Origin of the sequence: Microbacterium sp. Bi121 (assembly GCF_918698005.1) — a bacterium.
In the GTDB taxonomy this organism is placed as follows: Bacteria; Actinomycetota; Actinomycetes; order Actinomycetales; family Microbacteriaceae; genus Microbacterium.
This window is the reverse complement of record NZ_CAKKLJ010000004.1, coordinates 372414-392560: the sequence shown is the minus strand read 5'-3', so window position 1 is coordinate 392560 and position 20147 is coordinate 372414. Positions and strand designations below refer to the sequence as shown.

Here is a 20147-nt window from a genome sequence, read left to right as displayed (position 1 = left end):
AACCCGGAAGCTAAGCCTCACAGCGCCGATGGTACTGCAGGGGGGACCCTGTGGGAGAGTAGGACACCGCCGGACTCCTTTTAGTCAAAATGGCCACCCAAAGCAGGGTGGCCATTTTGCGTTAACAGAAGAGTTGAGAGAATCAGTACATGCCGAACGACGACGAGCGCCGACCACGACGCGATGACGACCGCCGGGACGACCGCCCCCGCCGGCCACGTACTGAGAACTCCGGCTCTGAAGGCCGCACTGGCGCACCGCGCCGTGACGGCGCCGCGCCTCGTCGTGACGGCGCCGCGCCTCGTCGTGACGGTGACCGCCGTGAGGGTGGTCACCAGCGTCGCGATGGTGCTGCTCCTCGTCGTGACGGTGCTGCTCCTCGTCGTGATGGTGACCGTCGTGAAGGCGGCTACCAGCCGCGTGAAGGTGGTTACCAGCGTCGTGATGGTTCTGCTCCTCGTCGTGATGGTGACCGTCGTGAGGGTGGTTACCAGCGTCGCGATGGTGCCGCGCCCCGTCGTGATGGTGACCGCCGTGAAGGCGGATACCAGCGTCGCGATGGTGCTGCGCCGCGTCGTGATGGCGACCGCCGCGAAGGCGGCTACCAGCAGCGCGAAGGTGGTTACCAGCGTCGTGATGGTGCTGCTCCTCGTCGTGACGGTGACCGCCGCGAGGGCGGTTACCAACGTCGTGATGGTGTCGCGCCCCGTCGCGACGGTGACCGCCGCGAGGACGGTTACCAGCAGCGCGACGGCGGGGGCCATCAGCGTCGCGACGACCGCCGTACCGATTCCCGGAACTCTGAGGGCCGCGGCTTCCCGCAACGTGGAGGCGCAGGACGCGAGCGTACTGATCGGCAGTCTGATGACCGACCGCGCCACGATGACCCGATCGTGCCCGAAGAGGTCACCGCGGACGACCTGCACAAGTCTGCTCGCAACGAGCTGAAGACGCTGAGCAAGGAGAACGCCGAGCAGGTCGCTCGTCACCTCGCGATGGCGTCCCAGCTCATCGATGAGGATCCTGAACTCGCCCACAAGCATGCCCTCGCGGCATCCCGTCGGGCTGGGCGCATCGCGATCGTCCGCGAGACTCTCGGTATCACCGCTTACGCCACCGGTGACTTCGCCCTCGCGCTGCGCGAACTGCGTACGTACCGTCGCATCTCGGGCAAGGACGACCAGATAGCCCTCATGGTCGACAGCGAACGCGGCGTCGGTCGCCCCGACCGCGCACTCGAAGCCGGTCGCGCAGTCGACCGTGCCACCCTGCCGACCCCGGTGCGCGTCGCACTGGCCATTGCGATGTCCGGCGCGCGTCTCGACCAGGGCGAAGCTGAACTCGCGCTCGGCGAGCTGCAGATTCCTGAACTCGATCCGGACCGCGCTTTCGAGTGGAGCCCCGCCCTGTTCGGCGCGCACGCTGCCGTCCTCGAGGATCTCGGCCGCGAAGAAGAGGCAGCCTTCTGGAGTGCACGCGCAGAAGTCGCAGCGGATGCCCTGGGTCTTAACGACGAGGACGACGAAGAGATCTTCATCGAGGACGGACTGATCGAAGGCGAGTTCGACGACGATATCGACGACGAGCCCTCTGCCTCCACGGAGCCGTCCACGCCTGAACCTCAGGAGACTCCGAAGGAGGAATCCTGAGTGGGACTCTTCTCCAAGACGCGCCCGACCCCCTTGGACGGCGTCGACGTCGTTCTCGCTGACCTCGACGGGGTCGTGTACGCCGGCGCAGGTGCGCTCCCGCATGCGGTGGAGAGCCTGAACCGCGTCGCGGAGAAGCGGCGCGTCGGGTACATCACGAACAACGCCTCACGCACCGACGCATCCGTGGCCGGCCACCTCACCGAGCTCGGGCTGACCGTCGCTGCCGAGGATGTCGTCACCAGCCCTCAGGCGGCCATGCGCCTGCTCTCGACCATGGTTCCCGCTCCGGCGACGTTGCTCATCGTCGGGGGAGAGGGGCTCGTCGTCGAGGCGGAGAAGGCCGGTTATCGCGTCACCCGCAGCGCGGACGACGCCCCGGATGCCGTCGTGCAGGGATTCGCCCCGGAGGTGGCCTGGACGGACCTCGCTGAAGCGGCGTTCGCACTCAAGGTCCCCGAGGAAGAAGGCGGCATTCCCTGGATCGCCACCAACAGCGACTGGACGATTCCGCGCGAGCGCGGTGTCGCCCCCGGCAACGGCACCCTGGTCTCGGCCGTCCACACCGCTATCGGACGCCTTGCGACCGTCGCAGGCAAGCCAGAGGTTCCGATCTTCGAAGAGGCGATCGCCCGCTTCAAGGCGCACAAGACCCTGTTCATCGGCGACCGCCTCGACACCGACATCATGGGGGCTGCCCGCGTCGGGATCGACTCCGTGCTCGTCCTGACGGGCATCGACCGACCGAAGCACGTTCTCGCCGCTCCCGAAGGATCCAGACCGACCTACATCCTCAGCGATCTGCGCGAACTGCATGAGCCGTACCCGAAGATCGAGCGCCAGGACGGCGCCGTCACGGTCAACGGTGCCACGGTCCGCGTCGTCGGGGGAGATGTCGAGATCCTCGCCGAGGGCAAGCGGCACATCGACCTCGTCCGAGCGGGTGCACACGCCATCTGGGACTCCGGCACCCCGGTCTTCGTGCTCAGGGTCCCGGAGCGGCTCTACGACGATCCCTTCCACCGGCCATAGAGTGGAATCGTGAACGACGAGACGCCGCAGCCGACCGATGGTCTGTGGAGCCGTCTGCGTCTGATCGAAGGCCAGCCGCTGGCAGCCAGGGCGGACGCGTACACGGCAGTCCACGACGACCTGTTCCGCAGACTTGAGAGCGGGACGAAGCTGGACTCATACGACAAGGGCCAGGAGAAGCCCTCGCCAGGAGACCGGTGACGCGCCTCGACGCCGCTCTCGCCTCCCGCGGACTCGCACGCTCCCGAACGCACGCGGCAACCCTGATCGCCGGCGGACTCGTGAGCGTGAACGGCCGCCAGATCATCAAACCGTCGACGGCCGTGGCCGACACCGCCGAGATCGTCGTCGCTGAGACCGACCACTACGTCAGCCGGGGAGCCCACAAGCTTGTCGCAGCGCTGGACGCCTTCGATGTTTCGACAGACGGGCGGCTCGCGCTCGACATGGGCGCATCGACCGGCGGTTTCACGCAAGTGCTCCGCGAACGCGGTGCTCGTAAGGTGCTCGCCGTCGACGTCGGCCACGGCCAGCTCGCGGCATCGATCGCGGCCGATCCCGGCGTCGTCGACGTCGAAGGATTCAACGTCCGCTACATGACGCCGCAGACTCTCGCTGATGCCACCGGCGAATCCGAGGCGCCAGGTCTCATCGTCGGGGACCTCTCGTTCATCTCGCTCGAACTGATCCTTCCGGCGGCCGCCGGTGTCGCGGCATCCGATGCGGACGTCATCGTCCTCGTCAAGCCGCAGTTCGAGGTCGGCCGGACCGCCGTCCGAGGCGGTCTCGTCACCGACCCTGCCACCCGCGCCGATGCCGTAGCCCGTGTCGTGTGGCACGGATGGGACGTCGGGCTCGGGATGCTCGGGATCATCGCCTCGCCGATCCTCGGCACGCACGGAAACGCCGAGTTCCTCGTCCACATGGCGCCCGGACGCGGCAGCAATCCGTCACAATGGACAGGACGCATCGACGAGCTGGCGGGAGGACGATGAACGAGCGCAACATCCTGGTCGTCGCCCATGCCGGCCGGGACGAAACGGTCACTGCGGCCCGTCGAGTCATCGAACTGCTCCGCGCCGCAGGCGCGCATCCCGTGCTGTCGAACGAGGATCGAGCCGAGCTCTCCGCGGTCGACGGCGACTTCTCCGACGTGGATGTGCTCGGCGACGTCCACGTCGACGATCTCGAGCTCGCCATCGTTCTCGGGGGCGACGGCACGATCCTGCGCGCTGCCGAACTCGTGCGCGGCACCCGCAGCGCCCCGGTGCTCGGCATCAACATGGGACACGTCGGCTTCCTCGCCGAGATCGAGCGCGACGCCATGGATGACGCCGTGCAGCGCGTCATCGACCGTGACTACACCGTCGAAGAGCGTCTGGCTCTCGCGGTCCGTGTGAAGGACGCCGCCGGCGCCGTGGTCTACGAGACCTGGGCGCTGAACGAGGCGACGGTCGAGAAGGCCAGCCGCGAGCGGATGATCGAGGTCGTCGTCGAGATCGACGGCCGACCGTTGTCGAGCTACGGGTGCGACGGCATGGTGATCTCGACGCCAACGGGTTCGACCGCATACAACTTCTCCGCCGGCGGACCCGTCATCTGGCCGACGGTCGAGGCCATCGCTGTCATCCCGCTGTCGGCGCACGCCCTCTTCGCACGCCCTCTCGTCGTCAGTCCTGACGCCTCGGTGGCGATCGAGATGCTCGAGCGCACCTCAGGAACCGGAATCCTCTGGTGCGACGGACGCCGCTCGCACGAGCTGCCGCCCGGTGCTCGCGTCGTGGCTCGCCGGTCCTCGCGGCCAGTGCGCCTGGCGCGTCTGCACCCGGCCGCGTTCACCGATCGGCTCGTGCGCAAGTTCCAGCTGCCGGTGGCGGGCTGGCGAGGAGCGGCATCGTGATCGAGGAGATGCGGATGCAGGGCCTCGGCGTGATCGATGATGCCGTGCTGCCGCTCGGCCCAGGATTCACCGCGATCACCGGCGAGACCGGAGCGGGCAAGACCATGGTCGTCACCGGACTCGGTCTGCTGCTCGGCCAGCGGGCAGACTCCGGCGCCGTGCGCGCCGGCGCGAGCCAGGCGTCCGTCGCCGGCGTGTGGATCGTCCCGGCTGAGGGCACGATCGCCGATATCGTCGCGGATGCCGGGGGAGAGCTCGAAGCTTTCGGTGAGAGCCAGGGCGAACTGTATGTCTCGCGGACGCTCAGCGCCGAGGGGCGCAGCCGCGCCAGCGTCGGAGGGCGAGCGGCACCCGCCGGCGTGCTGTCATCGCTCGCGGACGAGCTCGTCGTCGTGCACGGCCAGTCCGAGCAGCTGCGGCTGCGATCAGCCGCTGCGCAGCGCGACGCGCTCGACCGCTTCGGCGGAGCACCGGTGGCGAAAGCGCTCGAGGCCTACTCGGTGGCATTCGCCCGCTGGCGCGAGCTGGATGCCGAGATCGCAGACCTCTCCGAGAACCGCGACCGCCGAGCCGAAGAGGCAGACCGCCTCCGCGAGGCGCTGGCGCTGATCGAGGCGACCGCACCGGAGGAGGGTGAGGACGTCGTGCTCACCGAGCGCGCTGAGCGTCTCGCGAACTCCGAAGAGCTGCGGCTCGCAGCATCCCTCGCCCGCAACGCGATCTCCAGCGAGGAGGGCGAGGCAGACGCGTCCGCGCTCGTCGCGGAGGCCCGTCGCAACCTCGAGCGCGCCACAGACCCCGAACTCGCGAAGATCGCGGAGGGCGTCGCCGATGTCGGCTATCGTCTCGCAGATCTCGCCCTGCAGCTGTCGGCCTACCTCGCCGACCTCGACGAGACCGGGCCGCACGAGCTCGCCGCGGTCGAAGAGCGCCGCGCTGCACTGAACACGCTGATCCGGGCGCACGGCTCGCTGGATGAGGCACTGGAGGTCTGGCGGACGGGTTCCACCCGCCTCGCCGAACTCGATGACGACGGCGACCGGCTCGAGCGTCTCCAAGCGGAGCGCGACGATGCCCGTGCCGACCTCGATGCGGCAGCGTCAGCACTGACCGGTGTGCGCACAGAAGCCGCGGGACGGCTCGGCGCCGAGGTCACCGAAGAACTGCATGCCCTCGCCATGCCCGACGCGCGTCTCCAGGTCGCGATTCGGGAAGGCGTCGAGAGCGCTCATGGCCGTGACGACGTCGCGATCCTGCTCGCCCCGCATCCGGGAGCCGAACCGCGCTCGGTCGCCAAGAGCGCCTCCGGCGGCGAGCTGTCGCGCGTCATGCTCGCGATCGAGGTCGTCATCGCCGGCACCGACCCCGTGCCGACCTTCGTGTTCGACGAGGTGGATGCCGGAATCGGCGGTGCCGCGGCGATCGAGGTGGGCCGCAGACTCGCCCGGCTTGCAGAGTCGTCGCAGGTCATCGCTGTGACGCACCTGGCGCAGGTCGCGGCGTTCGCGTCGAATCATCTTTCCGTCGTGAAGTCCAACGACGGCGCAGTGACCGCATCGAGCGTCAGGCGTCTGGAGGGTCCCGAGCGCGAGGCCGAGATGGCCAGGCTGCTCTCGGGACTCACCGATTCGGATGCCGCCCTCACCCATGCCCGAGAACTTCTCAGCCTCTCCGTCTGAGCGAACTGTTAGGATTGAAGCCCGTGATGAACTCTTCTGAGGCGGGGCCCGAAAACGACACGACCAAGCACATCTTCGTGACAGGTGGTGTCGTTTCTTCTTTGGGCAAGGGCCTGACGGCTGCGAGCCTCGGCAATCTGCTCACCGCCCGCGGACTCCGCGTCGTGATGCAGAAGCTCGACCCTTATCTGAACGTCGACCCCGGCACGATGAACCCGTTCCAGCACGGTGAGGTCTTCGTCACGGATGACGGTGCCGAGACCGATCTCGACATCGGACACTACGAGCGCTTCCTCGACATCAACCTGTCGCAGGCCGCCAACGTGACCACGGGGCAGATCTACTCGCAGGTCATCGCCAAGGAGCGCCGCGGCGAGTACCTCGGCGACACGGTGCAGGTCATCCCGCACATCACCGACGAGATCAAGCGCCGCATGCGCTTGCAGGCGACGGAGGAGCCGCGTCCCGACGTGATCATCACCGAGGTCGGCGGCACGGTCGGCGACATCGAGTCGCAGCCGTTCCTCGAGTCAGCGCGTCAGCTTCGTCACGAGCTCGGCCGCGACAACGTGTTCTTCGTGCACGTCTCTCTCGTGCCGTTCATGGGCGCCTCCGGCGAGCAGAAGACCAAGCCGACCCAGCACTCGGTCGCAGCGCTCCGCCAGGTCGGCATCCAGCCCGACGCGCTCGTCTTGCGCAGCGACCGCCCGGTCAGCGAGTCGAACCGCAACAAGATCGCGCTCATGTGCGACGTCGACGTCGAGGGTGTCATCAACACCGTCGACCTGCCGAGCATCTACGACATTCCCTCGACCCTCAACGACCAGGGTCTCGACTCGTACATCGTTCGTCGCCTCGGCCTCGACGGCAAGGCAGCGACCGAGGTCGACTGGTCGCGCTGGCAGAAGGTGCTGCAGGCCGTCCACAACCCCAAGCACGAGGTGACCATCGGCCTGGTCGGCAAGTACATCGACCTGCCGGACGCATACCTCTCCGTGACCGAGGCGCTGCGCGCTGGCGGCTTCGCCCACGAGGCGCACGTCAGCATCCGCTGGATCCCCTCCGACTCGTGCGAGACACCGGAGGGTGCAGCCAAGGCGCTGTCCGACCTCGACGGCATCTGCGTTCCCGGTGGCTTCGGCATCCGCGGCATCGAGGGCAAGCTGGGCGCGCTGAAGTTCGCACGCGAGCAGGGCATCCCGACGCTCGGCCTGTGCCTGGGTCTGCAGTGCATGGTCATCGAGTACGGCCGCAACATCGCCGGTATCGCCGGTGCGTCCTCGAGCGAGTTCGACCCGGAGACCACCGAGCCCGTCATCGCCACGATGGCTGAGCAGATCGAGATCCTCGACGGCGGAGACCTCGGCGGCACGATGCGCCTGGGCCTCTACGAGGCGTCGCTCGCCGATGGCTCGCTGGCGGCGGAGGTGTACGGCGGCACGAAGATCTCTGAGCGCCACCGCCACCGCTACGAGGTCAACAACGCCTACCGTGCTCGCCTGTCGGACGCCGGTCTGGTGTTCTCGGGCCTCAACCCCGAGCTGGATCTCGTCGAGTTCGTCGAGCTGCCGCGCGACGTGCACCCGTACTACATCGCCACGCAGGCGCACCCCGAGCTGCGTTCGCGTCCGACGGATCCGCACCCGCTGTTCCGCGGACTCATCGGCGCGGCGATCGAACGTCACCGCTCCAGCGAGCTGTTCGACGTCGAAGCAGATGACTGAGCTCCGCGACGAGCCGTTCGAGCCGGAAGTCCTCCAGAGCGACCTCGTTTACAAGGGCTGGGTCTGGGATGTCCGCTCGGACCGCGTCGCGTACGGTGACGGGGAGATCGTTCGGGAGTACGTCGATCACACCGGGGCCGTCGCGGTTCTCGCGGTGGACGACGACGGCAAGGTGCTGCTGATCCAGCAGTACCGGCATCCGATCCGCCATCGGGACTGGGAGCTGCCCGCAGGTCTTCTCGACATCGAGGGTGAGGACCCCATGGTCGCCGCGCAGCGCGAGCTCGCCGAGGAGGCCGACCTCACGGCCCGGAACTGGGACCTGCTCGTCTCGACGTGGACGACGCCCGGTGGCAACAGCGAGTTGATCCGCATCTACCTCGCCACAGGCATCCAGGCGGCTCCTGACGTGTACGCGCGGGAGGACGAGGAGGCCGACATCCGGCTCAAGTGGGTTCCACTCTCGGATGCCGTGGACGCCGTGCTCGCCGGCCGGCTGCGCAACGGCATCCTGTCCGTCGGCGTGCTCGCTGCCGAGCGGAGACTGCGGGCGTAACCATGCGCGTGGATCGGGCGGTGGACGCCTACCTGCGGCACATCACGATCGAGCGCGGCCTGTCGGAGCACACGGTCGGCGCGTATCGGCGCGATCTCGCCGTGTATCTTCAATGGCTGTCGGATGCCGGGATCGACGACACGACGGCTGTGACGGGTGCGATCATCGGCCGCTTCATCGCCGACCGCTCGTCCGTCGTTCCGGCGCCGGCGGCGACGAGTCTCGCCCGACTGCAGTCGTCCGTGCGCGGGCTGCACAGGTTCCTGGTCCGGGAGGGGATCGAGGTCGAGGATCCGACTGGCCGGCTTCGACCGCCGAAGATGCCGCAGCGGCTGCCGAAGGCCCTGACGATCGATCAGGTCGAGCGGCTGCTTGCGGCCCCATCCGCCGAGGATCCTCTCGGCATCAGGGATCGCGCACTGCTCGAACTGCTGTACGCCACCGGCGCGCGCGTCTCGGAGGCGGTCGGGCTGGACGTCGACGACCTCGCCCACGGCGATGTGCTGCGCCTTCGCGGCAAGGGGGCGAAGGAGCGGATCGTGCCGATCGGATCGTTCGCCCGGGATGCCGTCGGTGCGTACCTCACGCGGGTCAGGCCGGCTCTCGCGGCGAAGGGCAGGGCGTCGGCGCGGCTGTTCCTCGGCGCCCGCGGGGCCCCGCTGTCGCGGCAGAGCGCGTGGTTGGTGATCAGATCGGCCGCAGAGCGCGCCCAGATCACGTCGGAGGTCTCGCCTCACACGCTGCGGCACTCGTTCGCCACTCATCTTCTGCAGGGCGGCGCGGATGTGCGCGTCGTGCAGGAGCTGCTCGGACACGCGTCCGTGGCGACCACGCAGATCTACACGCATGTCTCGGTCGACACGCTGCGCGACATCTACGCGACGTCGCATCCGCGTGCCCGCTGACGGGCTCCTGGGGGATCGCCGGGCACGGAACCGGCGGAATCGCAGGTGAATAGCTAGAATCGAGCAAGCATGAGGGAAGCAGGAGATTCGGTGGCTCAGAACGCGACGAAGACCAAGGGCAAGACGTCGAAGACCGACGACACCCCCATGGGTCCCACCGGGCGTCCCTACCATGGCTTCCCGACTCCCGCTCCGCTTCAGTCCCATGGGCCCGCGCGCATCATCGCGCTGTGCAACCAGAAGGGCGGCGTCGGCAAGACGACCACGTCGATCAACCTCGCAGCATCCCTCGCCGAATACGGCCGCAAGGTGCTGGCCGTCGACTTCGATCCGCAGGGAGCCCTGTCTGCGGGCCTCGGCATCCAGACCCACGACGTCCCCACGGTCTACGACCTGCTGCTGGACACCAAGCGCGACGCGCACGACGCGATCGTGACGTCCAATGTGGCGGGACTCGACGTCATGCCGGCGAACATCGACCTGTCAGCGGCCGAGGTGCACCTCGTCAACGAGGTCGCGCGTGAGACGATCCTCGCCCGCGTGCTGCGTCAGGTGGCGGGGGAGTACGACGTCATCCTCATCGACTGCCAGCCCTCGCTCGGGTTGCTCACGGTCAACGCCCTCACCGCGAGCCACGGCGTGCTCATCCCGCTGGAGTGCGAGTTCTTCGCCCTCCGCGGCGTGGCGCTGCTCATCGAGACCATCGAGAAGGTGCGCGACCGGCTGAACCCCGCGATCCAGCTCGACGGCCTGCTCGCCACGATGTACGACGCTCGCACTCTGCACTCGCGCGAGGTGCTGGAGCGCGTGGTCGAGGCCTTCGGCGACGATGTGCTCGAGACCGTGATCGGACGCACTGTGAAGTTCCCCGACGCGTCGGTGTCCGGGGTGCCCATCACCGAGTTCGCGCCGGAGCATGCCGCCGCTCAGGCGTACCTGCGACTGGCTCGGGAGCTGGTCGCCCGTGGCGCCGTCGCGTAGCGAGGAAGTCGCCGATCCCTCGACAGGCTCAGGGATCGAGTCTGCGGATGCGGCCCCTGAACCCGTCGAAGGGTTCCGCGTCTCGCTGACGAACTTCGACGGGCCGTTCGACCTGCTGCTGAACCTCATCTCGAAGCACGAGATGGACATCACCGAGGTGTCGCTCAGCGCCGTGACGAACGAGTTCATCTCGTACCTGAAGGAGCTCGAGGCCGACGAGGAGCTGGATCAGGCATCCGAATTCCTCGTCGTCGCGGCGACTCTGCTCGACATGAAGGTCGCCGGGCTCCTGCCGCAGGGCGAGCTCGTCGATGCCGAAGCCGTCGCGCTGCTCGAGGCTCGCGACCTGCTGTTCGCGCGGTTGCTGCAGTACCGGGCTTTCAAAGAGGTCTCGGCGTGGTTCGCGCGGTGCCTGCAACGCGAAGACCGTCGCCACACCCGCGCCGTCCGACTCGACGAGAAGCACCGACGCCAGACGCCGGAACTGGTCTGGACGCTCAGCGCCGATGACTTCGCGGCCCTCGCCCTCCTCGCGTTCGCGCCCAAGGAGATCCCGACCGTCGGCTTCGACCACCTGCACGCACCGCTGGTCAGCATCCGCGAGCAGGCCGCGATCGTCGTCACTCTGCTCCGCACCAGCGAGTCGCTGACGTTCCGCGAGCTCGTCGCCGGCACCGCAGAGCCCGGCATCGTCGTCGCACGGTTCATCTCGGTGCTCGAGCTGTACCGTCACGCCGCACTGTCCTTCGAACAACTGGAACCGCTCGGCGAGCTCACGCTGCGCTGGGCCGCCGACTCCTGGTCGGACGAGACACTGGCGAGCCTGGGAGCCGACTATGACCGATGACACTTCGACGGGCTCAGCGACCGCCGTGCTCGAGACTCCACTCACCGAGAAGCTCGAAGCCATCCTCCTGATCATCGACGAGCCGCTCGGCCTCGTCGCCCTCGCCGCGGCTGTCGGTGCACCGGTGCCAGCCGTGCGCCAGGCGATCGAGACGCTCGTCGACGACTACGACGGCAACGGCCCCGGCCCCCGTCGAGGATTCGAGCTGCGCGAGGTCGGCGGAGGGTGGCGGCTGTACGTGCGCGAAGACCATGACGACCTCGTCGCGGAGTTCGTCGGCGGACAGGCGCCTGCTCGGCTCTCGCAGGCGGCGCTCGAGACTCTCGCGGTCATCGCCTACAAGCAGCCGGTCACGCGGAGCCAGGTGGCATCCATCCGCGCGGTGAACGTCGACTCCGTCGTGCGCACGCTGCTCGCGCGCGGACTCATCACCGAACTGTTCGCCGACTCCGAGACCGGCGCCATCAATTACGGCACCACGGACGCACTGCTGCAGAACCTCGGCATCAACTCGCTCGACGAGCTGCCGCCGATCTCGCCGCTGCTCGACGACGGTGCAGAAGGATTCGACGAAGGAACCATCCGATGACCCATTCGACAAGCTCAGGGACCGACGCAGGACCAGAAGGCGTCCGCCTGCAGAAGGTCCTCGCCGCCGCCGGCGTGGCATCGCGCCGCGTGGTCGAGCAGTACATCGTCGAAGGACGCATCCGCGTCAACGGCGAAGTCGTCCAAGAGCTCGGCCGCCGCATCGACCCCGAGAACGACCTCGTCGACGTCGACGGCACGGCGATCCAGCTCGACGTCTCGAAGCGCTACGTGATGCTGAACAAGCCCACCGGCGTCGTCAGCACGATGAAGGACGAGAACGGACGCCCCGACCTGCGCCGGTTCACGAAGGAGTACGAGGAGCGGCTGTACAACGTCGGGCGACTGGATGCCGAGACCAGCGGACTGCTCATCCTCACGAACGACGGCGAGCTCGCCCACGTGCTCGCCCACCCGTCGTTCGGGGTCACCAAGGTGTACATCGCCAAGGTCGAGGGAATCGTCACGGCTCAGACGATCGCCAAGCTCACCACGGGCTTCGATCTGGATGACGGCTTCATCCAAGCGGACAAAGCGCGACTGCTGGACGCTTCCCGCGGGGCCAGCCTCGTCGAGCTCACTCTGCACTCCGGACGCAACCGGATCGTGCGCCGGATGCTCGCCGAGGTGGGGCATCCCGTCACCGAACTCGTGCGCCGTCAGTTCGGTCCTCTCCACCTGGGAACCCTCCCGGCGGGGAAGAGCAGAGAACTGACTAAAATCGAACGTGGTGCGCTTCTGACTCTCGCGCGCCACGATGCCCCTGCGGACGCTACGCCGGGAGACGCCCAGGAGACCGAGTGAGCGACACCGCCAGAACCCATGGCAACGGCAACGCGCCGCGCCTCTCGGGGACCGTGCGCATCGTCGGTGCCGGGCTCCTCGGAGCGAGCATCGGGCATGCGCTGCGCGCCAAGGGAATCGACGTCGTCCTCGCCGACACGTCGCCCGCTCAGCTGCGTCTGGCGATCGACTACGGCGCAGGACGCGCTGCCCGCGAGGACGACGCCCCGTCGCTGATCGTCGTCTCGGTTCCGCCGGACGTGACCGCCGACGTCATCGAGGCGGAGCTCGCGAAGCACCCGGATGCTGTCGTCACGGATGTCGCGAGCGTGAAGCTCGAGCCGTTCCGTGCGCTCAAGGATCGCGGCGTCGACCTCACGCGCTACATCGGGTCGCATCCGCTCGCCGGTCGTGAGCGCGGGGGAGCGATCTCGGCCCGCGCCGATCTGTTCATCGGGCGCCCCTGGGTCGTCTGCCGCGACGAGGAGACCCGCGCAGCGGATCTTGCTCTCGTCGAAGACCTCGCCCTCGACGTCGGTGCCATGCCGCTCGAGATGACGCCGGAGGAGCACGACCGCTCGGTGGCGCTCACCTCGCACGTTCCGCAGGTCGTCGCCAGTCTTCTCGCCGCACGCCTCGCGATGGCCGACGAGGACGCGCTGCGGCTCGCCGGACAAGGCGTCCGCGACACCACCCGCATCGCGGCATCCGCCCCCGAACTGTGGGTGCAGATCCTCGGGGCCAACGCCGATCCCGTCGTCGAAGTGCTCGACGCCCTCGCCGCGGACCTCAAGACCGTGTCGGACGCGCTTCGCGCCCCCGACGCGCCCGGCGCGCGTCGAGCAGTCGCCGAGACGATCAGACAGGGCAACGACGGCGTCGAGCGACTCCCAGGCAAGCACGGCCAGAACCGCAAGTTCGAGCAGCTCGTCGTCATGGTGGACGACACCGCCGGCCAGCTCGGACGTCTGTTCGGCGAGCTGGGCGAGCTGGGTGTGAACGTAGAGGATCTGCGCCTGGAGCATTCGCCGGGCGCGCAGTTCGGCCTCGCCGAGATCAGTGTGGCCCCCGCCGCTCTGCTCGGCGCGGTGGAGGGACTGCAGGAGCGCGGATGGCGGATTGCAGGAGCGACCAATGAGTAGCACTTCGACAGGCTCAGCACAGGTGAACTTGCCCGGAGCGGGCAAGTTCATCGCCATCGACGGCCCCGCAGGTTCCGGCAAGTCGAGCGTGTCAGCGGCGATCGCCCGGCAGCGCGGCTACGGCCTCCTCGACACCGGTGCCGCATACCGTGCGCTCGCGTGGCACGTCCTCGAGCGCGGCGACGACACCGATGACTCGCAGGCCGTTCTGGCCGCGGCATCCGAATTCGATCTGCGTCTCGGTCTCGACCCCGACGACCGCACCGTCGGCATCGGCGAGACGGACATCACGGCGGCGATCCGCGAGCCGCGCGTCTCCGGCGCCGTCAGCGGTGTCGCCCGCGTGCCCGCCGTCCGCGAGCAGGTCAACATCTTCTTCCGGTCTCTCGTCGCGCACGCGCCCCACCCGGCCGTCGTCGTCGAGGGGCGCGACATCACCACCGTCGTCGCCCCTGATGCACCGGTCCGCATCCTCCTCACCGCTGCGCCCGAGGTGCGCGCGGCCAGGCGAGCCGGTGAGCTCGCCGGAGAGAACGCTGCGGAGGTGGCAGCAGCACTGCACAAGCGCGATGCCTCCGACAGCGCCGTCGTCGACTTCCTGAACGCCGCAGAAGGCGTCGAGGTCGTCGACACCACCCACCTCGATTTCCCACAGACCATCGACGCCGTACTCGCGGTGATCGACCGAAAGCAAGGAGCGGAACATGGCCGCTGACGAAGAATACGAAGGTGGCCCCGACCACCTCGCCGAGAAGATGGATGAGCTCGACGAGCAGCTCGCCGAACAGCGCGCTGAGGCCCTGCGCGCCGGTCTCGCCGACTACGACCTCGATGAGGAAGACGCTCAGCTCCTCGCGGGCCTCAGCCGCGCAGAGGGCGGTGTCGAGTTCCTTCCCGCCCTCCCCGTCGTCGCGATCGTCGGGCGCCCGAACGTCGGCAAGTCCGCGCTGGTGAACCGCATCCTCGGCCGCCGCGAGGCCGTCGTCGAGGACACCCCCGGCGTCACCCGCGACCGCGTGACCTACAAGGCGGAGTGGAACGACCGGCGGTTCTCGCTCGTCGACACCGGCGGGTGGGAGCCGGATGCCAAGGGCATCGACCGCTCCGTCGCAGCGCAGGCCGAGATCGCCATCGACCTGTGCGACGTCGTGCTGTTCGTCGTCGACGCGATGGTGGGCGCCACGTCCACCGACGAGCACGTCGTGCGGTTGCTGCGCAAGAGCGGCAAGCCGGTGTTCCTCGTCGCGAACAAGATCGACGACACGCGCCAGGAGCCTGAGTCCGCGGCCCTGTGGAACCTCGGTCTCGGCCAGCCGTACCCGACCTCGGCCGTCCACGGCCGCGGTGTCGCCGACCTGCTCGACGCCGTGCTCGAGAAGCTGCCCAGCATCTCGGCCGTCGCGAAGTACGAGATCGGCGGACCGCGCCGCGTCGCGATCCTCGGTCGCCCGAACGTCGGCAAGTCGTCGCTTCTGAACAAGGCCGCAGGTGAAGAGCGCGTCGTTGTCAACGACCTCGCCGGCACGACTCGCGACCCGGTGGACGAGGTCGTCGAGCTCGGTGGCAAGCTGTGGCGTCTGATCGACACCGCCGGCATCCGCCGCCGCGTGCACCTGCAGCAGGGCGCGGACTTCTACGCGTCGCTGCGCACCTCGGCCGCCCTCGAGAAGGCCGAGGTCGCCGTCGTCGTGCTCGACGTGTCGCAGCCGCTCAGCGAGCAGGACGTGCGCATCATCGACCTCGTGCTCGAGTCCGGTCGTTCACTCGTCCTCGCCTTCAACAAGTGGGACCGCCTGAGCGACACCGACCTCGAGAACCAGGACCGCCGCCGGTACCTGGAACGCGAGATCGAGCAGGATCTCGCGCACGTGAGCTGGGCGCCTCGGGTGAACATCTCCGCCAAGACCGGCCGTCACCTCGACAAGCTCGTCCCCGCGCTGGAGACGGCTCTGGAGAACTGGGATCGCCGCATCCCGACCGGCAAGTTCAACGCGTTCATCTCCGAGCTCGTCGCCGAGCACCCGCACCCGCTGCGCGGTGGCAAGCAGCCGCGCATCCTGTTCGGCACGCAGGCGTCGACGCGTCCGCCGACGTTCGTGCTGTTCACGACCGGATTCCTCGACCCCGGCTACCGCCGGTACATCCAGCGCCGTCTGCGCGAGCTGTACGAGTTCGAGGGCACGCCGATCGTCATCAACATGCGTGTGCGGGAGAAGCGCCAGCGCTGAGTCAGCTCGTCGTCAACGCGTCCTGGATGCTCGGGCTGAGCCCGGGCGGGACGTCGACCTCGACCGCAAGCGCGTGCAGTGCTCGACTGAAGTAGTTGCGCACCGATGCCGCAAGGGCGATGTCCACGATCTCGCGATCGGTGAATCCGACCTCGCGCAGGCGGAGGCTGTCGGCGTCCGTCATGGATGCCGAATCGCGGCTGAGCTTCGCCGCGAAGTCCATCAGGGCCATCTCGGCGTCGCTGAGCCGCGCGTCGTGATAGTCGCGGAGGATCCGTTCCAGCTGCTCCTCGTCGAACAGCTTCAGCGACTTGCGCGCGTGCGCGTATCGGCATGACTGCGAGCCGATCGCGTCCGCGGCGGCAAGAGTGGCGAGCTCGTACCGGCGGACTCCGAGCTGCGAGACGATCGTGCGCACCAACTGCTGGAAGGCGCGGAACGCATCAGGGTTCACCGCCATCATGCGGGTGTGGCTGGGCACGTAGCCGAGCTCGGCGATCTCGGAGGCATACAGATCGGCGACGGCCTCATCGGCGTCATCCGGGGTGGTGATGATGGACATGGCAGGTCTCCTTGGATCAGGTGGTCACACGAACGGCGACGCCAACCCGTGCTGCAGCGCATACAGGCTCGCGCCCACCCTGTTGCTCGCGCCGATCTTGGCGTACGTGCGCTCGACGTGGTTGCGCACGGTCTTCTCGCTCAGCACGAGCTTGTCGGCGATCTGCCGGTTGCTGAGCCCACGGGCCACGTGCGCCAGCACCTCGCGTTCGCGCAGAGTGAGGCCGTCGTCGTCGCGAACTCGAGGGGTGTGGCGCCCTGCGACGACGCTCAGCAGGGCCTCGGTGTACTCCGGGTCGAGCTGACCGTGTGCACTGCGGCCACGCATCCGCTCTGCGGCTGAGGCTGCATCCAGCGCTTCGCGGTACGGGCGCGGCTCGAGCGCTGATTGGTAGGCGACAGCGACCGCCAGGATGCGCTCGCCCGGGCCGAGCGAGGCACCCGGCATACCCAGCGGGTAGCCGCTGCCGTCGAGATGCTCGTGGTGGGCGCGGGCATAGGTCCGCTCCCGCTCGAGGCCGGAGATCCGTGACAGCACCCGGTCGGTGAGGTACGGGTGCATCCGTACCCGTTCCCACTCCGACGCAGTGAGATCACCGGGCTTGGACCAGATCTGGCTCGAGACGCCGAGCCGGCCGATGTCGTGCAGATGCCCGGCCCGGCGCAGGGCGCGCACCTCGTCGGCCTCCATCCCGAGCTGTGCGCCGACGTCTGCAGCGAGCGCGGCGACGGCTCGCGAATGCCCGAGCGCGAAGGGACACTTCAGGTCGGCGAAGTCCCCGATCGCGCTCACCAGCCGGTCTAGGCCGTCCTGGTCCAGCCGCGTCTCAGCATCCGGTGCCTCGGCGATCGCCGCAGACCAGACATCGCCATCCGCAGCCTCGGCGAACACCGGCGCCGGGTCGCTGACCACCGCGTCGACGACGGCGGGGTCGAAGTGTCCGCCACTGCGGGCTCCCATCATCGTGACGGCGGCGTCGATGCCGTACATCCGCTGATGGACCTCGGCGACATCCGCGACCTGTGCGATGCGCATCTCGATGGGGATCTCGTCGCCCGGGCAGCCGCGGGGGAGGCCGGCGCCATCGAAACGCTCGAAGGTGAACTCCACGGCCCGTGCCACATCGATCGGCAGTCCCAGGTGGACGGCGAGTTCGGCGGCGGACGCGCAGTGCGAGTGCATGAGAGCCCCGAGCTGTCCGCGGGCGTCGCGGAGCATCTCCCCGATCATCAGCATCCGCCTGGTCGTCGGCTCCCCGCGAGCGACGTTGCCGAAGAGGAAGCGTATGAACGGCATCCCGACCCAGTCGACCGAGTACGCGTCATGACGGACGGCGATGTCGTCGCCGAACCACCGTGCGTACTCCTCAGAGTCGGCATTGCAGCCGATCCACATGATCAATGCCGTGTAGTACGTCGTGGCGCGCTGGGCGCTGCTCAGACCGAGCCGATCGGCCAGCCGGCAGGCGATGATCGCCGTGCGGAGCATGTGTTCCGCGGGTTGCCCGAGCCCGAGGTCGATCGCCACCGAGAGCCCTGCCAGGACCTCGATTCGGCGCGGCAGGACTCCCCGCCTCTGCTGCGCCGTCGGGTCCATTTCTCCAGTGTGCTCTCGATCAGTTCCGAACGGCAGTGCTCGTGAGAACGGGGGAGAAGCTTGCCCGCCCGACGAAGAAGATGCCGCGCTGAGGGAGCCAGAAGTCGGCCAGGTGGGTCTGCTCGGGCAGCGGCCCGATGCGACCCAGATCCTCGCCGTCGAGCAAGGCCCGCCCGCCGATCACGCGCCACACCTGCTGAGGTGCGGCCTTGTAGAGCGGGCCGTTCGGCGTGTTGCCGTGCAGCTTCGTGCGCCCGATCCCCAGGAATGCCGCCGCCATCGGACCCATCGAGGCGAGCACCGCGTCGCTGTTCCAGGCGCCGTCGGGCATGGCCCCGCCGGCCGCGCTCATCATGCGCGTCGCCGGCGTGCTGGCGAGGTTCATCCGCCACGACAGCCGGTCGCCCATCTTCACCTCGCAGGTCCAGTCATCGGGCCAGGCCATGTCGATGGCCGGCACGTGCTCACCCGGCGCCACGGATCCGAAATACCGGGGACAGCTCAATTCAGGCTCGACCGTGGTGAAGATCTCCCACCTGCCGTCCGGGGCACGGTGCCAGATCGCCCGGTACGCCGGGCCGACCGATGTCGCGACGAAAGCCCGGAGCGCGAGGTAGTGGTCGCTGGCGTACGGCAGTCCCATGACGCCGTACCCGGTGAATCGTTCATCGGTGCCCTCGATCAGTCGTGGTTCGGCCTCCTGTGCGGCGGTGGCCGCGCGGGGTGTGGTGTTCATGAGTCCAGCGTGCGCGCGGTGGGCGAGCCTCGCCTGAGGCATCCGCCTCAACTGTGCGGCTGGTTGCCGAAGTGCGGTCCGAGTGGTGCAATGGAGGGTGGATGCCTCAACCACGTCGCATCCATCAACGCTGCCCACAAGGCCTGCCGAAAGAGGATGCAATGTCGCACACCCTGCCCCTTCCCGATTTCTCCCACGAGCGGGTGGAGGTGACCACCGGCAGGCGAAGCGGATTGTTCATCGCCGTCGCCCTGCACTCCTCCGTGCTCGGCTCGGCTCTGGGCGGCGCCCGGCTGTGGACGTACCCGCACTGGAGCGACGCGCTCGGCGATGCCCTGCGTCTTTCGGCAGCGATGACCCTGAAGAACGCGACTGCCGGTCTCGATGCCGGCGGCGGGAAGTCGGTCATCGGGCTGGAGGAGGGGACGGTGCTCGACGCCGAGCGTCGCCGTGATGCCTTCCTCGACCTCGGCGATGTCGTCGAATCGTTCGGCGGCTCGTACCGCACGGCCGAGGATGTCGGATCGACCATGAACGACATGGCTGTCGTGGGTGAGCGCACGGCGCATGTCGTCGGACTTCCGGATTCCACTGGTGGCTCCGGCGAACCGGCGGGCCCCACGAGCCTCGGCGTCTACGAGTCGCTGCGCGCCGTTCTCGAGCGCACCACAGGAACAGCGGATGTCGCCGGTCGCCGCATCACCATCTCGGGCCTCGGCCAGGTCGGTGGGCGCCTCGCGATCCGCCTGTCCACCGAGGGCGCGATTCTCACCGTCACTGATGTGAACCCCGCACGCCGCCACCTCGCCGGCGAGCTCGGTGCGACCTGGGCGGAGCCCGGATCCGAGCACCTGGTCGCCTCCGACGTCTTCGTCCCAGCCGGCATCGGCGGGCTGCTCACGGACGATGTGATCGATGCTCTCGACACCCGTGCGGTGTGCGGCCCCGCGAACAACCCCCTCGCGTCGCACAGCGGCGCGGACCGGCTCGCTGCCCGTGGCATCCTGTACGCACCCGACTTCGTCGTCAACGCGGGTGGCGTCATCTACCTCGACCTCGAGGCGAAGCAGCAGGGCGCGCGCGAGGAGATCATGGGTCGTGTCGCCGAGATCGGTGACACGGTGCGCCGGATCCTCTCCGACGCGGAGGAGCGGGGGATCACCCCGCTGGCCGCTGCCGAGGAGCTCGCGGCCGAGCGCCTGCGCGCCGGAGCGCCGGCCTTGGCCGTCTAGACCAGTC

At 68.5% G+C, this 20147-nt stretch carries 21 protein-coding genes; 18 read left to right on the top strand and 3 right to left on the bottom strand.

The features are described from left to right. The first annotated feature begins 183 nt into the window (after window positions 1-183). The 17 genes from LQZ87_RS08965 to der all read left to right on the top strand — a co-directional run bounded on the left by LQZ87_RS08965 (window position 184) and on the right by der (window position 16014). Complete coding sequence (locus LQZ87_RS08965; RefSeq protein ID WP_230103116.1) at window positions 184-948, top strand: hypothetical protein; 765 nt, start codon at window positions 184-186, stop codon at window positions 946-948. After that, complete coding sequence (locus LQZ87_RS08960) at window positions 894-1649, top strand: hypothetical protein (protein WP_230103115.1); 756 nt, start codon at window positions 894-896, stop codon at window positions 1647-1649. Before LQZ87_RS08965 ends, LQZ87_RS08960 begins: the two co-directional genes overlap by 55 nt. Continuing rightward, window positions 1650-2681 (top strand): HAD-IIA family hydrolase, encoded by a 1032-nt coding sequence (locus LQZ87_RS08955; RefSeq protein ID WP_230103114.1) that lies wholly within the window; start codon window positions 1650-1652, stop codon window positions 2679-2681. A 6-nt stretch (window positions 2682-2687) separates the two neighbouring features. Next, the gene (locus LQZ87_RS08950) at window positions 2688-2882 is read left to right on the top strand and encodes a hypothetical protein (protein ID WP_230103138.1); all 195 of its coding nucleotides are present in this window, start codon (window positions 2688-2690) and stop codon (window positions 2880-2882) included. Further along, window positions 2879-3676 (top strand): TlyA family RNA methyltransferase, encoded by a 798-nt coding sequence (locus tag LQZ87_RS08945; RefSeq protein WP_230103113.1) that lies wholly within the window; start codon window positions 2879-2881, stop codon window positions 3674-3676. The genes LQZ87_RS08950 and LQZ87_RS08945 overlap by 4 nt, the downstream gene beginning before the upstream one ends. Then, on the top strand, window positions 3673-4581 hold the full coding sequence (locus LQZ87_RS08940) for an NAD kinase (RefSeq protein ID WP_230103112.1): 909 nt from the start codon (window positions 3673-3675) through the stop codon (window positions 4579-4581). Before LQZ87_RS08945 ends, LQZ87_RS08940 begins: the two co-directional genes overlap by 4 nt. Then, the gene (gene recN / locus LQZ87_RS08935) at window positions 4578-6260 is read left to right on the top strand and encodes a DNA repair protein RecN (protein WP_230103111.1); all 1683 of its coding nucleotides are present in this window, start codon (window positions 4578-4580) and stop codon (window positions 6258-6260) included. Before LQZ87_RS08940 ends, recN begins: the two co-directional genes overlap by 4 nt. Before the next feature lie 26 nt (window positions 6261-6286). Continuing rightward, window positions 6287-7984, top strand: coding sequence for a CTP synthase (locus tag LQZ87_RS08930; protein WP_230103137.1), 1698 nt, complete (start codon window positions 6287-6289; stop codon window positions 7982-7984). Next, window positions 7977-8540 carry an NUDIX hydrolase gene (locus tag LQZ87_RS08925; protein ID WP_230103110.1) on the top strand — a complete coding sequence of 188 codons (564 nt, stop codon included), beginning with the start codon at window positions 7977-7979 and terminating at the stop codon, window positions 8538-8540. Before LQZ87_RS08930 ends, LQZ87_RS08925 begins: the two co-directional genes overlap by 8 nt. Before the next feature lie 2 nt (window positions 8541-8542). Continuing rightward, on the top strand, window positions 8543-9445 hold the full coding sequence (xerD, locus tag LQZ87_RS08920; RefSeq protein ID WP_230103109.1) for a site-specific tyrosine recombinase XerD: 903 nt from the start codon (window positions 8543-8545) through the stop codon (window positions 9443-9445). Between the two features lie 147 nt (window positions 9446-9592). After that, window positions 9593-10426 carry a ParA family protein gene (locus LQZ87_RS08915; protein WP_230103136.1) on the top strand — a complete coding sequence of 278 codons (834 nt, stop codon included), beginning with the start codon at window positions 9593-9595 and terminating at the stop codon, window positions 10424-10426. Between the two features lie 34 nt (window positions 10427-10460). After that, on the top strand, window positions 10461-11273 hold the full coding sequence (locus tag LQZ87_RS08910) for a ScpA family protein (RefSeq protein WP_230103135.1): 813 nt from the start codon (window positions 10461-10463) through the stop codon (window positions 11271-11273). Next, window positions 11263-11862 (top strand): SMC-Scp complex subunit ScpB, encoded by a 600-nt coding sequence (gene scpB, locus LQZ87_RS08905; protein ID WP_230103108.1) that lies wholly within the window; start codon window positions 11263-11265, stop codon window positions 11860-11862. Before LQZ87_RS08910 ends, scpB begins: the two co-directional genes overlap by 11 nt. Beyond that, window positions 11859-12665 (top strand): pseudouridine synthase, encoded by an 807-nt coding sequence (locus LQZ87_RS08900; protein ID WP_230103107.1) that lies wholly within the window; start codon window positions 11859-11861, stop codon window positions 12663-12665. Before scpB ends, LQZ87_RS08900 begins: the two co-directional genes overlap by 4 nt. Beyond that, on the top strand, window positions 12662-13786 hold the full coding sequence (locus LQZ87_RS08895) for a prephenate dehydrogenase (RefSeq protein WP_230103106.1): 1125 nt from the start codon (window positions 12662-12664) through the stop codon (window positions 13784-13786). The genes LQZ87_RS08900 and LQZ87_RS08895 overlap by 4 nt, the downstream gene beginning before the upstream one ends. After that, window positions 13779-14501 carry a (d)CMP kinase gene (cmk, locus tag LQZ87_RS08890; protein ID WP_230103105.1) on the top strand — a complete coding sequence of 241 codons (723 nt, stop codon included), beginning with the start codon at window positions 13779-13781 and terminating at the stop codon, window positions 14499-14501. Before LQZ87_RS08895 ends, cmk begins: the two co-directional genes overlap by 8 nt. Next, window positions 14491-16014: a ribosome biogenesis GTPase Der gene (gene der, locus LQZ87_RS08885; protein ID WP_230103104.1), complete on the top strand. Its 1524-nt coding sequence runs from the start codon at window positions 14491-14493 to the stop codon at window positions 16012-16014. The genes cmk and der overlap by 11 nt, the downstream gene beginning before the upstream one ends. Window position 16015: 1 nt before the next feature. On the opposite strand, the gene LQZ87_RS08880 is transcribed toward der, so the two are convergent. From LQZ87_RS08880 to LQZ87_RS08870, 3 genes are read right to left on the bottom strand one after another with little or no spacing between them, the layout of a single operon-like run. Continuing rightward, a complete protein-coding gene (locus LQZ87_RS08880) occupies window positions 16016-16576 on the bottom strand; it encodes a carboxymuconolactone decarboxylase family protein (RefSeq protein WP_230103103.1) in 561 nt (186 codons plus the stop codon). Between the two features lie 24 nt (window positions 16577-16600). After that, window positions 16601-18172, bottom strand: coding sequence for an HD domain-containing phosphohydrolase (locus tag LQZ87_RS08875; RefSeq protein ID WP_230103102.1), 1572 nt, complete (start codon window positions 18170-18172; stop codon window positions 16601-16603). 19 nt (window positions 18173-18191) lie between these two features. Further along, a complete protein-coding gene (locus tag LQZ87_RS08870; RefSeq protein WP_230103101.1) occupies window positions 18192-18908 on the bottom strand; it encodes a hypothetical protein in 717 nt (238 codons plus the stop codon). 161 nt (window positions 18909-19069) lie between these two features. Between LQZ87_RS08870 and LQZ87_RS08865 the strand changes: the two genes are divergently transcribed. Beyond that, entirely contained in the window at window positions 19070-20140 is a 1071-nt protein-coding gene (locus LQZ87_RS08865) for a Glu/Leu/Phe/Val dehydrogenase family protein (protein ID WP_230103100.1), read from the top strand. The last annotated feature ends 7 nt before the right edge of the window (window positions 20141-20147 follow it).